Source organism: Psychrilyobacter sp. (genome assembly GCF_037132775.1).
In the GTDB taxonomy this organism is placed as follows: Bacteria; Fusobacteriota; Fusobacteriia; order Fusobacteriales; family Fusobacteriaceae; genus Psychrilyobacter.
On the sequence record NZ_JBAHZY010000072.1, the window covers coordinates 1 to 18,356 of the forward strand.

The following is an 18,356-nucleotide window of genomic DNA, read 5'->3' on the forward strand; positions in this document are numbered from 1 at the left end:
TTCATATATGCTAAAATGTTTATATCCTTTTTTCATAAATTAACTCCTTTAATGTTTGTTGTCGTAACTACATTATATCGGTTTTTATGAAAAAAGGTCTTTTTTTATTTCAAGTGGTCGACTTGAAATGATTATACACCTATCAATAAATTCTGGAGTAGGGAGCAGTATACCTACGAATATTGTAGTTATACCATGTAACTATCAAAATAAAGTTGTAGCAGTTTTAGAAATAGCTTCGACATCGGAGTTTTCTGATCTTGTAATTGAATTTTTAGAATTAGCTAAAACAAGTATAGGGATTGCTATTAATAATATTTTAAATTTTGAAACTGTGGAAAAATTGTTGGTTGATGCAAATGAATATGCTGAAAAACTACAGATACAACAAGAAGAATTAAGGGTTACAAATGAAGAGTTGGAAACGCAATCAGTTACATTGAAAGATTCCCAAGCAGAACTTGAAAGTCAGCAGGAAGAATTAAGAGTTATAAACGAAGAGTTAGAAGAAAATACAGAGATGCTTGAGATACAAAAAAAAGAGCTAGAAAATAAAAATAACAAGCTTAATGATAGTCAGAAAGAGCTAGAAAGAAAAGCTAAAGATTTAGTTTTGTCAAATAAATATAAATCTGAATTTCTTGCAAATATGAGCCATGAACTCAGAACACCTTTAAACAGTATAATGATACTTTCAGAATTATTAGGTGAAAAGAATTCAAATTTAAATTTAAATGAAAAACAAAAGGAGTTTGCAAAAACCATTAATACATCAGGCGGTGATTTATTAAAACTAATCAACGATATTTTAGATTTATCCAAGGTTGAAGCTGGAAAAATGGAAGTCAATATTTCAAAGATGAATATTAAAGACTTTAAAAGTGAAATATTAGGAATGTTTGAACAAATAGCAATTAGAAAGAACCTTCAATTTTCAATCAATATTTCAGAGAAATTGCCTGAAAATATAATGATCGATGAAGTTAAAGTTAAACAAATTATTAAAAATTTAATGTCGAATGCTTTTAAGTTTACTGAAAAAGGGAGTGTTGAATTAAATATCAAAGAATATGATAATAAAATTAGATTTGAGATAAATGATACTGGAATCGGAATTTCAGATGACAAAATTAAAACAATTTTTGAGGCTTTCCAACAAGAAGATGGTACTATAAGCAGAGAATTTGGTGGGACAGGATTAGGGCTTTCAATTTCCATGAAATACACTAAATTATTAGATGGAGCGTTAGAGGTAGAAAGCACTAGAAGCATTGGGAGTAAATTTATTTTGACATTACCTGTGACATACGATACTTTTCATTTTGAAAAAGAGAAAACAAATGTTGTAAAGAAGGTATCTGATGAATTAATAGAAGAAATCAATAAGGAAGAGGGAGAAAAGCTGTTTAAAAAACCTTTAGAAGTACCCTATGTATTGGATGACAGACATGATATTAATGATAATGACAAAGTGTTGCTCATTATTGATGATGATCCAAATTTCGCAAAAATCATAATGGATATAAGCAGATCGAAGAAATTTAAAGTAATTGTTGCTGAAACTGGAAAAGTAGGATTATATCTTGCCGACTATTATATGCCCATAGGAATTATTTTAGATATAGGATTGCCGAAAATTGATGGGTTAGAAGTACTGGAAAGGTTAAAGAAGAATAAAAGAACAAAGGATATTCCGGTTAATATTATTAGTGGTGGAGATTATGAAAAAAGCATGTTTGAAAAAGATGTAGAATTCTTTAAAAAACCTGTAAGTAGAATTGAAATTGAAAATATATTAAAGAATGCTGAACTGAGTGGGTATAAGGTTGATAAAATATTAGTGGTTGAAGATAATAAGATACAGAATGATGCACTGATTCAACTAATAAAACATGACTATAAAGATATTGAAATTTTTTCTAGTAGATCGGGCGAAACTGCATTAGAAATTCTAAGAGAAAACAATATAGATTTATTGATATTAGATTTGGGATTATTAGATTATAATGATTTTGAATTTATAGAAAGACTAAAAGAAGATAATAATTTTTCAAATATTCCAATAATAGTTTATACAGGTAAAGAAATTTGTATGGATGAGGAAAAAAAGTTAAGAAATAAAGTTGAAAATATTATTATTAAGGGAGATAAATCGAGTCAGAGATTATTAGATGAGATTAAACTATTTATTCATAATGTAAAAAAACATAAGAATGTTGTTATAAGTGATGATGACAAAATGTTTAAAGATAAAACAATATTAGTCGTGGATGATGATATGCGGAATGTGTTCGCATTATCTAGTATTTTAGAGATGAATGGGATTAATGTAGAAATAGCAAATGACGGAATTGAAGCACTTGAAAAACTAAAGGATATAGAAAAACCTGATTTGATTTTAATGGATATTATGATGCCGATTATGGATGGGTATGAAGCTATCAGAGAGATAAGAAAGGTGAATATATTTAAAGATTTATCGATTATTGCTTTGACAGCAAAAGCTATGAAAGGCGACAGAAATGCCTGTCTTGAAGCTGGAGCCAATGAATATCTTTCTAAACCGATTGATAAAAATAAATTATTGTCATTACTTAGGGTTTGGTTGTAAAATATGAAGGGAAAAGAATTATTAGAAATAGAAAATATAGAATTAAAATTATTAATTGAAGGAATTTATTTGAGGTATGGTTATGATTTTAAAAATTATACAAAAAGCCATTTGAAAAGAAGGGTTTTAAGAAGAGTCAAATTGGATGACTTGAAAACTATAACGGAGTTAACAGAAAAAATGCTCTACGATAGAGAGGTGCTAAAACAAATATTACTAGATCTATCTATAAATGTAACAGAGATGTTTAGGTTTCCTATTTTTTTTAAAGATTTAAGGGAAAATGTAATTCCTCTTCTAAAGACATATCCCTCTATAAATATATGGCATGCCGGTTGTTCTACTGGTGAAGAAGTAATTTCTATGGCGATTTTATTAAAGGAAGAAGGACTGCTAAATAGGGTAAAGATATATGCAACGGATATAAATAAAAAAGTATTAGATATTGCAAAAGAGGGAATCTATTCAATAGAAGATGTAAAAAAATGGACGAAGAACTATCAAGAAGCGGGGGGTAAAAAATCTTTTTCAGATTATTACATTGCAAAATATGATCATGCTATATTTGATCAAGATCTATTAAAAAATGTAACATTTTTAGAACATAATTTAGTGATTGATAAAACTTTTATTGATGCTAATTTAATTATCTGTAGAAATGTATTGATATATTTTAATAAGGAATTACAAAATCAGGTTTTAGAGCTGTTTGAAGAAAGTTTGATACCTGGAGGGATAATCGGTATCGGATCTAAAGAAAATTTAAGATTTACCAGTGTCAATGAAAAATTTGAAAATATTACTGCAGCTACAAAAATTTATAAAAAGAAGATAGGGTGTTAATATGAAACATAAAGCTATCGTAATAGGAGCTTCTGCAGGCGGGGTAGAAGCGTTGAAGATGGTGTTGAAAGACCTAGAACTAACTATTAAATTACCTATAATTGTTGTGATCCATATTAAAGAAAGAGCAGATGGATTTTCAAAAATATATCAAAATTTAAATGAATTGATGATCAAAGAAGCTGAGGATAAAGAGGAGATAAAAAATGGTGTTATTTATTTTGCACCTTCAGACTATCATCTCTCTATTGAAGAAAATTATACTTTTTCTTTATAGATTGAAGAAAAAGTTAATTATTCAAGACCATCTATCGATATACTTTTTGAATCAGCAGCAGAGGTATATACAGAGGATTTACTGGGAATAATCTTGACAGGAGCTAATTCAGATGGAGCATTAGGACTTGAAAGAATTGAAAGATTAGGTGGAGAATGTATTGTACAAGATCCCGAAGAGGCTTATTTTGATATTATGCCCTTATCAGCGCTAAAATATGTTTCGAGATCTAAACTTATGAGCTTAAATTTGATTAATAGATACATAAAAAAATTGGGAGGAAAGAACTGTGAATAACCGTAGCACTAATATACTTATTGTAGATGATACTAAGGCGAACTTAATTTCATTAGAAGCGATCTTGGAAGGTGAAAATTTAAATATATTGACCGTTTCTAATGGTAATGATGCTCTAAAAATGTTACTAAAAATAAAAATTGATATTATTCTTTTGGATGTTCAAATGCCAGGAATGAATGGGTTTGAGGTTGCTGAATTGATGAGATCTAATCATAAAACAAAAGATATTCCGATTATTTTTATTACAGCTATTAATAAAGAGGAAGAATACATATTTAAGGGTTATGAATTAGGAGCGGTTGATTATCTATACAAACCCATAAGCAATGAAATTCTAAAAAGTAAAGTAAAGGTACTCGTTAAGCTCAATGAACAGACAAAAATAATTGAAGAGAAAACAAGAGCACTGGAGGAAAAAATTATTCAATTGGAATTGATAGAAAAAAAACTTAATCACCTCATAAGAATTGATGAATTGACTGGAGTTTTTAATAGAAGAGCCTTTGAAGAAATATTTAAATTAGAATGGGCTAGAACCATTAGAAGTAAGGGCTCTTTCTCAGCATTGATGATTGATATAGATAATTTTAAAAACTTTAATGATACATATGGCCACCTTGAAGGAGATGAGTGCCTAAAAGATGTTGCACAAAAAATCAACAATACTCTAAGAAGAATAACGGATCAAGTTGCACGATTAGGTGGGGAAGAATTTGTAGTTTTACTGCCAGAAACTGATTTAGAAGGAGAAAAATTAATTGCAGAGGAAATAAGAAAGAATATAGAAGATTTACAAATAGTCAACGAAGGGGTGGACACCTCTAAATTTATAACTGTCAGCATAGGGCTTTCAAGTGTTATTCCTACAAGGTTTATTGAAAAAAAAATTATAGATCATGCAGATAAAGTATTATATATTGCGAAAAATAAGGGGAAAAATATGACCTATGTATATCGTTAGAAAGTTATAAACACTATGTAAAAAATAAAATATGATTTATCTTTAATGAAAAAATAATACAGTGTTCTTTATTTTAATAGATTAAAATAAGAAGTCTATTTAGATCTCTTGAATTAAAAAGAATCCTTGTAGAAAAATATAAAAGATGATAAAATTAATACTGGTTTAAAAATAAGATAAGTTTAGGAGAAAAAAAATGAAAAGCAAAGTATTGGATTTAACCTATATAGGTTTAAATAATCTCATGTTGAAATATGAGATGGATACTTGCAACTTTGAAAACAGAGAATATGATCTAAGTGTATACTAATGTTGATGTATATACTTAGATTTTTTTAATTTTTAGGAGGTATAAAATGAAATATGATATTATATTTGCTGGTGGTGGACAATCTAGTGTCTTTGGAGCATATGAAGCTATCAATAAAAATCCAAATCTTAAGATAATGGTGATAGATAAGGGTCAAATGTTGGATAAAAGAGTATGTCCTAAAGAAAAGCTAGGTAGATGTGTAAAATGTCCTATTTGTGCTATTATTTATGGTGTGAGTGGAGCAGGAGCTTATTCAGATTCGAAATTCAATATGGACTATAGAGTAGGAGGAGATGTACATACTATAACAAGTAAAACTTTAGTTAATGAGACTATCCAGTATGTTGCAGATATTTACAAGAGTTTTGGATTCGATGATGAACCTACAGGATTAGTTTACAATGAAGAGATGGAATTAATAAAGAGAAGATGTATTGAAAATAATATTCAATTAGTAGATACTCCTACTATGCATTTAGGAACTGATGGTTCTAGAGAACTATATTCTAAATTAATAGATACTCTTTTAAAAAAAGGTATAGAATTTAGCTCGAATTCAGATTTTAAAGATTTAGTAATTGAAGATGGAAAGGTAAGAGGGGCAGTTGTTGAGACGAAAGAAGGGAAGAAAACTTTTTATAGTGATAATATCATAATAGCTTTAGGTAGAAGTGGGGCTAAGCAAATGATGAAAGTGTGCCAAGCACACGGAATAGGGTATACTGCAGGATCGGTAGATATCGGTGTAAGGGTAGAGATTCCTGATGTAGTGATGAAAACTGTCAATAAAAATTTCTATGAGGCAAAGATGGTATTTTATACAAAAAAATATAATGATAAGATGAGAACTTTTTGTAGTAATCCAAGTGGATTTATAGCGGTAGAAAAGCATAGTGATGATATTATGTTAGCCAATGGTCATGCATATAAGAATAAAAAATCAACTAATACAAACTTAGCACTATTATGTACTAAATCATTTACAGAACCATTTAACCAGCCATTTGAATATGCAGCCTCTATTGCCAAAATGTCAACGATGCTTACAGGTGGAAAAGTATTATGTCAGTCATATGGAGATCTGAAAGCAGGAAGAAGATCTACGGAAGAAAGGCTGTCTAGACTGAACATAGAACCTACAACGAAGGATTATGTAGCGGGAGATATCTCACTGGCCTGTCCAAAGAGGATCTTAGATAATATCATGGAATTTATAGAGGTGCATGATAAGGTAACTCCTGGGTTTGCATCTAACGATCTATTGTTATATTTTCCAGAGATCAAGTTTAGAAGTACAAGGATGACTATTGATTCAAATATGGAAACTACTGTAAAGGGCCTTTATTCAGCAGGAGATAGCTCAGGTTATGGAAGTGGATTAAATATCGCAGCAGTAATGGGGATATTGGCAGTAAGAGATATATTAGGAAAGATGAAATAAATTTAAAAACCCTTCTAACAATCTAGAGAGATCTAGTTTTGTAGGAGGGTTTTTAAATTTATAAAAAATTAACTATTCTTTTGAAATAAATTCAAGGTTTTTAAGAAACCGCAGTTAAAATGTGATAAAATAATAATAATAGAAAAGAGAACATTTTTTTATTCTGAAGGGTTTAAATTTAAAAAATGGGAGGAAACTATGAAAAATAAGTTTGTGCATTTACACCTACATACAGAATATAGCCTCCTAGACGGAGTAGGTAAAATAGATGAATATTTAGATCGTGCATTAGAACTAAAGATGGATGCTGTGGCAATCACGGACCACGGGAATATGTTTGGAGCCATAGAATTTCATAAAAAAGCTCGCAAAAGAGGGATAAAGCCAATCCTAGGGATGGAAGCATATATAAGTTTGGGTACTATGGAAGAAAAGGAAAAAAAGACCTATCATCTGGTACTTTTAGCTAAAAATGAAGTGGGTTATAAAAATCTTATGAAGCTTTCATCTATAGGGTATTTAGAAGGTTTTTACTATAAGCCCAGGATAGACAAAACTACATTAAAAAAATACAGTGAGGGACTCATAGGACTATCAGCTTGTATGCAAGGGGAGATAGCACGCGGCATTAGAGATGAAAAAACTGTTGCAGAATTAGAGGATATTATAAACTCTTACATAGATATATTTGGAAGGGAAGATTTTTATATAGAGTTACAGGATAATGGGATTCCAGAGCAATATTCACTAAATGATAAATTATATAAATTGGCAAAAAAATATGATCTTTGTGTGGTAGGAACAAATGATGTTCACTATGCCCATTACGGGCAACATGGATTACAGGATGTACTGATCTGTATACAGACAGGAAGTAAGATAGATGATGAGAAGAGGATGAGAATCCAGACCAATGAACTGTTTATGAAGAGCAGAGATCAACTTGTAGAAAAATTAGGAAAATATGAAGGTGCACTGGAAAATACAGTGAAAATAGCGGAAAAATGCAACTTAGAGATAGAATTTGGAAAATTTAAATTTCCTGAATATAAAGTTGGGAAAGAATTTAAAGATGTTCATGAGTATCTGAGAAAATTAGTCTATGATGGTTTGGATAGAAGGTATCCAAATGGGGTAGAAGAAAAGACCGTAGAGAGAGTAGAGTATGAACTGGAGATCATAAATAAGATGGGATACGAGGAGTACTTTGTTGTTGTCTGGGATTTTATAGACTATGCCAAAAAACAAAAGATACCCATAGGTCCAGGAAGGGGATCTGCTGCTGGTAGTATGGTTGCGTATACTCTGGGGATAACAGAATTAGATCCTATAAAATACAACCTTATATTTGAAAGATTTCTTAATCCTGAACGGATATCTATGCCGGATATAGATATCGATATATGTCAGGAAAGACGACATGAACTTATAGAATATGTAGGGAAAAAATATGGTAAAGACAGGGTAGCCCAGATAATAACTTTTGGAACAATGAAGGCTAGAGCTGCTATAAGAGATGTGGGAAGAGCTTTAAATATACCTCTATACAAGGTGGATAAATTGGCGAAATTAATCCCTCAATTTTATACAATAGATCGATCTCTTAGTGAAGTCGATGAGTTTAAAAGAGCCTATAATACAGATATCGAATCTAAAAAAATTATAGATATATCTAGAGGGTTGGAAAATAAGGTGAGACATGCTTCTGTCCATGCAGCAGGGGTAGTGATAACTAGAGATCCCCTGACCAATGATGTGCCGTTATATTCTGACTCCAAAGGTGAACAGGTCTGCACCCAATATCAAATGAAGGAATTAGAGGATTTAGGGTTGTTAAAAATGGATTTTCTGGGGCTACGAAATCTAACTATACTTCAAAGGACTATAGATTATATAGAAGATGGTGTAGGAGTGAAGATAGAACTCAGTGATATTCCGCTAGATGCACCTCTGGTATATGATGCCCTCCAAAGGGGAGACACCATGGGGGTATTTCAATTAGAATCTAGAGGGATAAGAAAGTTATTAAAAAAATTAAAACCGAATAGTTTTGATGATGTGATAGCAGTTTTAGCTCTATATCGACCGGGACCTCTAGGATCAGGCATGGTAGATGACTATATAGAAGTAAAAAATGGATTGAAGGATGCCAAATATCCCCACAAAAGTTTGGAAGAGGTATTAAAGGAAACCTATGGGGTAATACTGTATCAGGAGCAGGTAATGAAAATAGCTTCTATTATGGCAAATTATTCTTTGGGAGAAGCTGATCTTCTTCGTCGTGCTATGGGAAAGAAGATAGCAGAACTTATGGAGGGAAACAGGTTAATATTCATTGAAAGATCAATAAAAAATGGATATGAAAAAAAAGTAGCAGAGGATGTGTTTTATCTTATAGATAAGTTTGCTGGATATGGATTTAATAAGTCTCATTCAGCAGCTTATGGGCTTATAGCTTATTGGACATCATACTTTAAAGAATATTATCCGAAGTATTACTATGCGGCGCTTATGACCTCTGAACGTGGCAATAATGATAAACTAGCTGTATATATAGATGATGCTAAAAAACATAGGTTAAATGTGGGTTTACCTGACATAAACAGAGTTAGTAATAAATTTATAGTGGATGGAGATTTGATTAGATTTGGTATGTCAGCTATAAAAAATCTAGGTGAAGGGATAATAGATAAACTTAGTAAAGATATAGAGGAGTTTGGTGGATATAAAACTTTTGAAGATTTTGTTATTCGAACTAAGAAGATAGGGATGAATAAAAAAGCATTGGAAGCATTAGTACTATCAGGAACATTGGATAGTCTCCCGGGGAATAGAAGGGAAAAATATAGTTGTATAGAAAAATCTTTGGTCTATGCAACCCGTGTAGCGAAGGAAGATGAGATTCAACAGATGAACCTATTCGGTGAAGCACGTGCAACCATAGAAAGTTTTGCTATGGGAAGTATGGAAGAATATAATATAGAAAATATCCTAAAGGGAGAAAAAGAGTACCTTGGATTTTACTTTACCGGGCATCCATTGGATAAGTACAACGAGATATTAAATGTCTATGAACTGGATAAATTGGTGGAGCTAAAGGTCGATAGACCCCATCATGTAAGAACCTGTGGAATAATTAGTGGGGTGAAAAAGATAATAACTAAAAAAAATAAACAGATGATGGCTGTATTTACCCTGGAGGATCATTTTGGAACTATTAGTTGCACCGTATTTCCCAGTGAATTTGAAAGGCTGTCTAACTACCTGGTAGAGGATAATGCTGTATATTTAGAAGGAAGCGTTCAACTGGATTTCTTTGGTGGAAATGAAGAGAAAAAGATTGTTGTTAAAGATTTGAAATATTTAGAAGATATAGTGGAGGTTCCTAGTTTTAAGATTTATATATTAATAGATGAAGAAACCAAGGTAAAACTGCCAAAATTAAAACAGATACTGTTGAATCATAAGGGGAAACATAAGGTCTATATTGCACTCCGGGAAAATGATGGAAACAGAGTGGTGGAGCTAGGAGAAAAATATAAACTAGAACCTAGTGCAGAGTTTATTCATCAGGTAGGAGAACTCTTGGGAATTAATAAAATGAAGATTAAATAACAGGTGTATTTTATTTCTTGAAAGAAGATATTATATGTGTTAAAATTTAGAGCGACTAAAAGAGATTATGGGGAGGCAAGATGAAAAACGATATGAATACTATCAATGAGATAATAAAAATTATAGGTGAGTCACAACTTACAGAGATATCTATAGAGGAAAAAGAATTTAAGCTTTTTATAAAAAAACCTAAATTAATATTGGAAGAGAGTGTAGAAGAGGTCGAAGAAATAGAAGAGACAGAAGAAGTGGCTATAACAAAAGAGATAAAGGAAATTATATCTGAAAGTGTAGGAAGATTTTATTATATAGATAAAGATGAAAAACCTATGATTACAATGGGAATGATTGTGAAAAAAGGTCAAAAAGTTGGTTATGTAGAAGCGATAGGTATAAAAACTGATATAAAAAGTGAGTTTGATGGGGAAATAAAAGAAATTTCAGTAAAAAATGGAGAGGTAGCTGAATACGGAAAGGTATTGGTTAAAATAGGAGAATAATTAGGAGGGAAAAAATGTTTAAGAAAATATTAATAGCTAACCGTGGAGAGATAGCAGTTAGAATAATTAGAGCAGCCAAGGAATTGGAGATAGAAACAGTCGCTGTATATTCTACTGCAGATAAAGATAGTTTACACGTGATGTTAGCAGATGAATCTATATGTATAGGGCCTGCAATGAGTTCGGAATCGTATTTAAAAATACCAAATATAATAGCAGCAGCAGAAGTTACAGGGGCAGAAGCTATTCATCCAGGATATGGATTTTTAGCTGAAAATGCTGAATTTGCAAAAATATGTAAAAAACATGAGATTGTATTTATAGGACCTAGCCCAGATTGTATTAACAATATGGGAGATAAAGCTACAGCTCGTGCTACAGCTATAGAAAATGGAGTACCATTGACTAATGGAACTGGAATAATCCACAAGATGGAAGACGCCAGAAAGGTAGTCAATGAGAAAATCGGATATCCAGTAATGATAAAAGCCACTGCTGGTGGCGGTGGAAAAGGAATGAGAATAGCTAGGGATGATGCTGAATTTGCAGTGAATTTTGGAGCAGCTCAAAATGAAGCTAATGCAGCATTTGGAAATCCTGATTGTTATGTAGAAAAATATATAGAAAGTCCAAGACATATAGAGATTCAGATTGTAGGAGATAAATTTGGAAATGTAGTTCATTTAGGAGAGAGAGATTGCTCTATCCAAAGAAGACATCAAAAATTAATTGAGGAAGCACCATGTGCTACCCTACCAGAGGATGTAAGGGTAAAAATGGGAGAAGCAGCTGTAAAATTAGCTAAAGCTATAAACTATGACTCTGTTGGAACTTTGGAATTTTTAGTAGACGTAAACAATGATTTTTTCTTTATGGAGATGAATACAAGGGTACAAGTCGAGCATACTGTTACTGAATCCATTACAGGTTTTGATATAATTAAAGCTCAAATAATTGTAGCATCAGGGCATGAACTTCCTATAAAGCAAGCGGATATAGAACTTCATGGACATTCTATTGAATGTAGAATAAATGCAGAGGATCCAGAAAATGGATTCATGCCTTCAGCAGGAACATTAGAGAGATATATAGTTCCAGGTGGAATAGGAGTTAGGGTAGATTCTCATTCATATCAAGGATATAGCATACCACCATACTATGATTCTATGATCGGAAAATTGATAGTTCATGGGGTGGATAGGGAAGAAGCTATCATCAGAATGAAGAGAGCATTGGAAGAATATAAGATAGAAGGAGTAGAAACTACGATTAAATTCCATGAAAAAGTATTAGAAAATGAAGAATTTAAAAGTGGAAACTATTCAACTGACTTTATAGAGAAAAATTTCCCTGAATATTTAAAGGGATAAATTAAAAGGAGGATATATCCTCCTTTTAATTTAAAATAATAAAATTTAAATTTAATTGGTATATATTAATAAAAAAAATAGGAAATGATAAGAAAAATGATATACTATAAGTGTAAGTATTATAATTGTAAGATAATTTTGGAGGTGGACAGATGTCTGAATTAGGAAGTATTAAAATAGCTGATGATGTAGTAAAGGTAATAGCAGCCAAGGCAACATTGGAAGTGGATGGAATCTACAAGATGACAAGTGGAGTAACTGATGAAGTGAATAAGATCTTAGGTATCAATAAGATGACTAAGGGAGTAAAAGTAGAAGTAGGAGAAAAAGAGTGCAGTGTAGATGTACATATAGTTGTAGAATATGGTTTTCCAATTCCAATAATAGCTACTGGTGTACAGGAAAATATAATTAAAAATATTACGGAATTGACTGGTCTTAAAGTAGTAGAAGTAAATGTCTATATTCAAGATGTTAAGGTGAAAGAAGCTTCAAAAGAAGAAGTAATATTAGATTAGGGGCGTTATACGCCTCTTATATTTTTAAGGTTTAAATTTGGGGGGATGGATATATGTTTATGAAATTTATTTTTGGGATAGCCTGGATAGGGATCTTTATCCTAGCTATACTTGGAATATATATAGGAATGTTTCCAGCATACTTAGAGATATTGGATTTTAACAACCTGATAATTAGAGGTAGCATAGCAGGAGTGTCACTAGTTTATCTATTATTATTTATAGAAAAATTAATTAGTCTTTTTGAAAGACCAAAAGAATTGAGGATGAAAACTCCGAATGGGATGTTAAAAATATCTTCAAATTCTGTAAATAATATAATAAGAGAAGTGGTAGGAGAGCATCCAAAAGTTAGAAATTTAAAAGTAAAAAATAAAACTAATGGAAAAAAATTGAAAATTTTTGTATCTATTGATATAATGTCTAGTCAGTCCCTTTCAGATGACCTTAATTTAATCCAACAAGATATCAAAGATAGGATTGAAAGTTATTTAGATTTGAGTATTACAGAAGTTGAACTTAGAGTAACTAAGTTAATTAAAGATAGATCTGATAATGGAAGAGGTGATTAGTGGTGTTAGAGGAATTGATAGAAAAATTTGCAATAAATAGTAAGAAATATATAGGTGGACTGATGGGATTTGCTTTTGGTTATATCTTTATAACTCATGGTATACTATCTATGATAGTAGTTATGTTGACAACTTTATTAGGAGCTGTCCTTGGAGATAAGGAAAATATTAAAAAGCTAAAAAATATATTGATTAATAGATTAAAAGAAGAATAGGAAGGGAAAATTATGAGTAGAAAGATCGCAAGAGAAGAGTTATTTAAGCTTTTATTTGAAGCTGACATGAACAAGGTGACACCATTACAGAGATTGAAAGAATTTTTAGAAGATGGAAACAGAAGGGTAGAGGTATCAAAAGATGAAGAGGTTTCTAATAACGTTGAAGAACTTACTTTAACTAAAACAGAAGTGGAATTCATTAAAGAATTTGCAGAAGGGATAGATAAACACTATGGCACTATAAACCAAGAAATCGCTGAAAAGATGGATGAATGGTCATTAGAAACTATAGGAAGTGTAGAGAGATCATTACTTAGATTTGGTGTATATGAATTGATGTACGAAGAAACAGGTTTTGAAATTGTATTGAATGAGATTGTTGAATTGGCTAAAGTTTATGGGGATGCAACATCACATGAATTTGTAAATGGAGTATTAGCTAAATTTGTTAAGAAGTAAATAAAAAAAACAGTCGTTTGACTGTTTTTTTTATTTACTTAATTTATTTATCAACCTTATATTTTCTTCTAAATTTTTAATCTTTGTGGTGCTGACTAGGATAGACTTTAGTGATTTTTGTTTCATCACATACTCAAAAGCACTCTCTATCAAAGGTTTATTAGGAGATCTCAAGGCTTCAATCCTATCAAAGGTTTCCCTGTCATGAAATAAATCATTAAATTTTCTGATATCCATCTTGGCGAATTTATATCCTTTTTTGACTTTTTCCGATAATAGCCCTTGAGCTAAAGTACTGTAGGAGATATATCCTATATCGTTATTTTGACAAAAAGGCAGAATATCTTTTTCATCATTAGTTTGTAAAATATTATATTGATTTTGAATACTGCTAATATCACACAGATTAGAAGCTTGTTTCAACTCTTCCAGTTTTAAATTGGATACTCCTATACCTTTTATCACACCCTGTTTTTTTAATTCGTTGAGAGTTCCAAATACCGTCTCTAATGATGTTATACCATCTAAGTGATGGACTTGATAGAGGTCGATATAATCGGTCCTTAAACGTCTCATAGTGGCTTCTATTTCAAATAAAATAGAATCTCTGGAGATATCATGGGTAACGTGCCCCCATTCATTCCATCTAAGTCCAAATTTACTGGCTATAACTATGTCTTTACGAATACTCTTTGTAACTTCTCCTAGGATCTCTTCGGATTTTCCAAATCCATAGATGGGTGCGGTATCGAAAAAGTTTATGCCGAGCTCTATACTTTTTTCTAGAGTTTTAATGGCTTCCTCTTGGTTAACATCTTTCCATCCATGTTTAGATAGAGCCCAGCAACCAAACCCCAAAAGGGATATTTCTTTATCTATATTTTTTATTTTGTTATATTTCATTTTTTACCTCTTTTTCTATTTTGTTGTCACAGAGTGCACTGAGGTTCTCAGAGCTCCCTATATACAGGGAGTTTGATAATAAGAGTAGTTCCTTGATCCTTTATAGAATCCACTCCTAAACTTCCTCTGTTAAGATGGATAAATTCCTTTGTGATGATAAGCCCTAAGCCAGTTCCCTTCTCATTTTCAGTTCCTGGAGTAGTCAAGTGTTCGTCTAGTTTAAATAACTTAGATTGAATATCTAAATTCATCCCTACCCCATTATCCTTAATATATATATAGATAAACTTATCTTTTCGTTCACTATAGAATTCAATTTTTCCAGAATTAGAAGTAAATTTTATGGCATTTGAGAGAATATTACGAAAAACAGCATCTATCATGTTTTTGTCAACCCAAATAAAATGCTTATCGGAAATATTATTTAAAAATTTAATATTTTTGGATTCTAAATTTAGTTTTAAAACTTGGTATGCTGAAGCAGTGAGATCATTTACTTTAACTTTCATAGAAGAAGGTATCACGTGTCCCCTCTGTATTTTAGACCATTCTAATAAATTCATCAAAAGAGCATTTATTCCCTGTATAGAATCATTGATAGAATAGATTAATTTTTTTTTCTTTACATCATCATATGAATCATATTTTCTGGTTAGAATACTAAAAATGCCAGTAATTCCAGTAAATGGACTTTTTAGGTCGTGAGCCAATATAGATATGAATTTATCTTTAGTTCTGTTATTTTCTATTAATTTGTAATTTTGTAATTCTAATTTGTTTTCATAAAATTTCCGTTTATTGGTTTCTTTTAAAATGACCCATATAGTAATAGAAAGCATAAAGAATATAAAAAAACTAAGGAGAAGGTATCCATCTAAAAATTTTTTTTTCATGGAAATCATCTCTGATTCAGGGACTTTAATAACCAATCTCCAAGTAGAATCTGTATTTTCACCGAAATCTAATTGAGGTAGAAGCTCTTTAAAATCTATGGTATCAAAAGTAAATAAAACATCTTTACTGAGAATGGAACCACTACTCGAATTTATGGGAAGAATATTCCCTTGTTTTAAGATCTCTGTGCTTTTAAATTCATCAATATTATTATCATTATCTAGCCCAAACCAATAAAAATTACGATCAGAGATCAAATTTATAGATTTATATTTTTCTAAAATACCATCGGTATAACATTGGTTTCCATAGAGAGAGATTGTACCTAAGGGAGTATTATTTTGACCATAGATGGGTGCTGTAACATTAACTATAAAATTATTTTCATCCCCTCTAAATTTCTGAAATGTAATTTTTTTAAGATTTTCAGTTAGGAATTGTTCAGGGAATTTGTGATATTCGCTGTTGTGATATTCTTCAATAATCACATGATCTCTATTATTTCTAATATATCCTGCAAAATATTTATTTTTAATTTTGAGATAACTTTTTAAATAATCTTGATTTTCCTTCAAATTGGATCTTCTATACAGAAGGGATCTTAGCTGGGGAGTCTCAGACAAAAAACGGACATCATCTATATAGTCAACAAATTCTTTCTCTATATCTTTTTTTATTAAATTTAAAAGCACTTTTTTCTCTGATTTTAGTTTAACTATATTTTTAGAGACATTTAAATGATATAAAAAAAAGATAAATAAAAAAAGAGGAATTAGGCTCCCACCCAGCAAAAGCAGGTAAGACTTAAATAATTTAATTTTTAATCTAGTCATTTCAACCCCCCTTTACATCAATTTATACTATATTAGCACATTAAGTATAAAAATTCAACGTTTTGAGGATATAAAATTAATGGTTATGATGCTCTAAACCTTGGAGAATAATATTTTTAACATGGCCATCATTTAAGAAATAATATACGATCTTTCCATCTTTTCTATTTTTAAGAACTCTATTTTCCCTTAAAATCTTCAATTGATGGGAGATGGAGGAATGGGTCATATTCAGGGTAGTTGCAATATCACATACACACATCTCACCCTCTAAGAGAACAGTAATAATTTTAAACCTTGTTCCGTCTCCTAAAATTTTAAAAAACTTAACGGTTTGATCTAGAGAGGAGAGACTTTCTAGTGTTTTTTTTGCCTGGTCTACCCTGGCTTCATTAATGGATATACATTTACAGATGTCCATAATTAATCCTTAATAATTACAAATTTATCAGAAACGATCTTTTTGATAATAGATGTAAATTCTAACTTATTGTTCATAATAAGAGGTAGAATAATTTGTTTTCTGTCGTGGGTAATGATGTCTAGACAAACCTCTAGTTTTTTACCTTTAGGTGCTACCATCTTACGAAGCTCAATTAATTTTACTTTATCTAGTTCTATGATAAACTGTTTATTAATTAATTTTTGATGGATTACATCGATCTCTATCTTATAGGCACAGGACATCTTTAAATTATAGAGTCCAAATAAAAACATCAGGAGGGATAGAATATATCCGATTGGATTGCCACCATTGGTTTTAAGCACCCAAAGTTGGAATCCTCCAATTAGGGTGATAGGAATCCCAGTTCCCAACCAAACTAATTTTTTTATAAAATTTAATCCGTACTTATATTTGTCTTTCAATACTACATCTGTAGTGTTTAATTTTTTAATAAAATCATCGTAAAATAACATATTTTTTCTCCTTATGTTTTTAGATATTAATATAGAGTGTAGAAGTTATCTACACTCTATAAAAAGCTTACTTTATAAGTTTTTGTAATTCTTCATCTTTAAAATCTAAGTTATGAACTGAATTGATATATCTGATAGTCTTAGTTTTCCCTCTAATTAATAGAGTTTGAGTTCTAGCTATATTTTTCTTTCTACTAACTCCTGTTAAAAGGTCTCCATCGGTAATCCCTGTAGCAGCAAAGATAATTTCATCATCTTTAATCAAATCATCAAGAGTGAAAATATTAGAAATATCGATTCCCATCTCTTCACATCTAGATTTTTCAAGATTAGAAATTTTATCATTTTCTAAAGATATACCCTTTACTTCATTTCTTAACTTTAATCTAGCCTGCATATCTCCACCAAGAGCTTTGATAACAGCAGCAGAGATGACACCTTCAGGTGCTCCTCCTATTCCATATAACATATCTGCGTCAGAATCAATAATAGCAGTTAGGATAGAACCCGCTACATCCCCGTCAGGGATAGCAAATATTCTAATACCCATTTGTTGTAGTTCTTTGATGATCTTATGATGTCTAGGCTTGTCTAAGATAACTATAACTAATTCATCTAAAGATTTATTTAACGCCTTAGCTACGTTGTTGACATTATCTAAAAGTGGTAAATTAAGATCGATGGCTCCACGTGCATCAGGTCCTACGATTAATTTTTCCATATACATATCTGGTGCCTTTAAAAAACTACCTTTATTTCCAATAGCCATAACAGCTAGGGCATTCCCTTGACCTTGGGCAGTCATACGAG

Annotated in this window: 16 protein-coding genes and 1 pseudogene; 12 read left to right on the forward strand and 5 right to left on the reverse strand. The window is 31.0% G+C overall.

The features are described from left to right. The first annotated feature begins 127 nt into the window (after nt 1–127). The 12 genes and pseudogenes from V5784_RS04755 (at nt 128) to nusB (ending at nt 13,998) form a co-directional block, all read left to right on the forward strand. Entirely contained in the window at nt 128–2,611 is a 2,484-nt protein-coding gene (locus tag V5784_RS04755) for a response regulator (RefSeq protein ID WP_336887899.1), read from the forward strand. A 3-nt stretch (nt 2,612–2,614) separates the two neighbouring features. Continuing rightward, nucleotides 2,615–3,454 (forward strand): protein-glutamate O-methyltransferase CheR, encoded by an 840-nt coding sequence (locus tag V5784_RS04760; protein WP_336887900.1) that lies wholly within the window; start codon nt 2,615–2,617, stop codon nt 3,452–3,454. 1 nt (nt 3,455) lies between these two features. Continuing rightward, nucleotides 3,456–4,028, forward strand: a pseudogene (locus tag V5784_RS04765) (chemotaxis protein CheB). Further along, nucleotides 4,021–4,992, forward strand: a complete 972-nt coding sequence (locus V5784_RS04770; RefSeq protein WP_336887901.1) for a diguanylate cyclase — start codon at nt 4,021–4,023, stop codon at nt 4,990–4,992. Before V5784_RS04765 ends, V5784_RS04770 begins: the two are co-directional and overlap by 8 nt. Before the next feature lie 356 nt (nt 4,993–5,348). Then, on the forward strand, nt 5,349–6,746 hold the full coding sequence (locus V5784_RS04775; RefSeq protein WP_336887902.1) for an FAD-dependent protein: 1,398 nt from the start codon (nt 5,349–5,351) through the stop codon (nt 6,744–6,746). A 198-nt stretch (nt 6,747–6,944) separates the two neighbouring features. Then, nucleotides 6,945–10,361 (forward strand): DNA polymerase III subunit alpha, encoded by a 3,417-nt coding sequence (locus V5784_RS04780; protein WP_336887903.1) that lies wholly within the window; start codon nt 6,945–6,947, stop codon nt 10,359–10,361. 80 nt (nt 10,362–10,441) lie between these two features. Further along, nucleotides 10,442–10,861 carry a biotin/lipoyl-containing protein gene (locus V5784_RS04785; protein WP_336887904.1) on the forward strand — a complete coding sequence of 140 codons (420 nt, stop codon included), beginning with the start codon at nt 10,442–10,444 and terminating at the stop codon, nt 10,859–10,861. Between the two features lie 14 nt (nt 10,862–10,875). After that, nucleotides 10,876–12,231 carry an acetyl-CoA carboxylase biotin carboxylase subunit gene (gene accC, locus V5784_RS04790; protein ID WP_336887905.1) on the forward strand — a complete coding sequence of 452 codons (1,356 nt, stop codon included), beginning with the start codon at nt 10,876–10,878 and terminating at the stop codon, nt 12,229–12,231. Nucleotides 12,232–12,383: 152 nt separating this feature from the next. Next, nucleotides 12,384–12,749, forward strand: coding sequence for an Asp23/Gls24 family envelope stress response protein (locus V5784_RS04795; protein ID WP_336887906.1), 366 nt, complete (start codon nt 12,384–12,386; stop codon nt 12,747–12,749). 53 nt (nt 12,750–12,802) lie between these two features. Then, on the forward strand, nt 12,803–13,321 hold the full coding sequence (gene amaP / locus V5784_RS04800) for an alkaline shock response membrane anchor protein AmaP (RefSeq protein ID WP_336887907.1): 519 nt from the start codon (nt 12,803–12,805) through the stop codon (nt 13,319–13,321). A gap of 2 nt (nt 13,322–13,323) precedes the next feature. After that, nucleotides 13,324–13,536: a DUF2273 domain-containing protein gene (locus tag V5784_RS04805; protein ID WP_336887908.1), complete on the forward strand. Its 213-nt coding sequence runs from the start codon at nt 13,324–13,326 to the stop codon at nt 13,534–13,536. A gap of 12 nt (nt 13,537–13,548) precedes the next feature. Next, nucleotides 13,549–13,998, forward strand: a complete 450-nt coding sequence (gene nusB / locus V5784_RS04810) for a transcription antitermination factor NusB (RefSeq protein WP_336887909.1) — start codon at nt 13,549–13,551, stop codon at nt 13,996–13,998. Nucleotides 13,999–14,028: 30 nt separating this feature from the next. Here nusB and V5784_RS04815 read toward each other — a convergent pair whose 3' ends face one another. The 5 genes from V5784_RS04815 to glpX all read right to left on the reverse strand — a co-directional run. Next, nucleotides 14,029–14,901 (reverse strand): aldo/keto reductase, encoded by an 873-nt coding sequence (locus tag V5784_RS04815; protein ID WP_336887910.1) that lies wholly within the window; start codon nt 14,899–14,901, stop codon nt 14,029–14,031. Between the two features lie 47 nt (nt 14,902–14,948). Then, a complete protein-coding gene (locus V5784_RS04820; RefSeq protein ID WP_336887911.1) occupies nt 14,949–16,628 on the reverse strand; it encodes a HAMP domain-containing sensor histidine kinase in 1,680 nt (559 codons plus the stop codon). Between the two features lie 76 nt (nt 16,629–16,704). Beyond that, nucleotides 16,705–17,049, reverse strand: coding sequence for a metalloregulator ArsR/SmtB family transcription factor (locus V5784_RS04825; RefSeq protein ID WP_336887912.1), 345 nt, complete (start codon nt 17,047–17,049; stop codon nt 16,705–16,707). A 2-nt stretch (nt 17,050–17,051) separates the two neighbouring features. Beyond that, nucleotides 17,052–17,546, reverse strand: coding sequence for a hypothetical protein (locus tag V5784_RS04830; RefSeq protein ID WP_336887913.1), 495 nt, complete (start codon nt 17,544–17,546; stop codon nt 17,052–17,054). Nucleotides 17,547–17,613: 67 nt separating this feature from the next. Beyond that, on the reverse strand, nt 17,614–18,356 hold a 743-nt coding region (gene glpX, locus V5784_RS04835), incomplete at its 5' end, for a class II fructose-bisphosphatase (protein WP_336887914.1).

Coding starts and splice junctions, on each gene's coding strand:
- V5784_RS04755 (WP_336887899.1), top strand. CDS start 128: ATGATTATACACCTATCAATAAATTCTGGAGTAGGGAGCAGTATACCT.
- V5784_RS04760 (WP_336887900.1), top strand. CDS start 2,615: ATGAAGGGAAAAGAATTATTAGAAATAGAAAATATAGAATTAAAATTA.
- V5784_RS04775 (WP_336887902.1), top strand. CDS start 5,349: ATGAAATATGATATTATATTTGCTGGTGGTGGACAATCTAGTGTCTTT.
- V5784_RS04780 (WP_336887903.1), top strand. CDS start 6,945: ATGAAAAATAAGTTTGTGCATTTACACCTACATACAGAATATAGCCTC.
- V5784_RS04785 (WP_336887904.1), top strand. CDS start 10,442: ATGAAAAACGATATGAATACTATCAATGAGATAATAAAAATTATAGGT.
- accC (WP_336887905.1), top strand. CDS start 10,876: ATGTTTAAGAAAATATTAATAGCTAACCGTGGAGAGATAGCAGTTAGA.
- V5784_RS04795 (WP_336887906.1), top strand. CDS start 12,384: ATGTCTGAATTAGGAAGTATTAAAATAGCTGATGATGTAGTAAAGGTA.
- amaP (WP_336887907.1), top strand. CDS start 12,803: ATGTTTATGAAATTTATTTTTGGGATAGCCTGGATAGGGATCTTTATC.
- nusB (WP_336887909.1), top strand. CDS start 13,549: ATGAGTAGAAAGATCGCAAGAGAAGAGTTATTTAAGCTTTTATTTGAA.
- V5784_RS04815 (WP_336887910.1), bottom strand. CDS start 14,901: ATGAAATATAACAAAATAAAAAATATAGATAAAGAAATATCCCTTTTG.
- V5784_RS04820 (WP_336887911.1), bottom strand. CDS start 16,628: ATGACTAGATTAAAAATTAAATTATTTAAGTCTTACCTGCTTTTGCTG.
- V5784_RS04825 (WP_336887912.1), bottom strand. CDS start 17,049: ATGGACATCTGTAAATGTATATCCATTAATGAAGCCAGGGTAGACCAG.
- V5784_RS04830 (WP_336887913.1), bottom strand. CDS start 17,546: ATGTTATTTTACGATGATTTTATTAAAAAATTAAACACTACAGATGTA.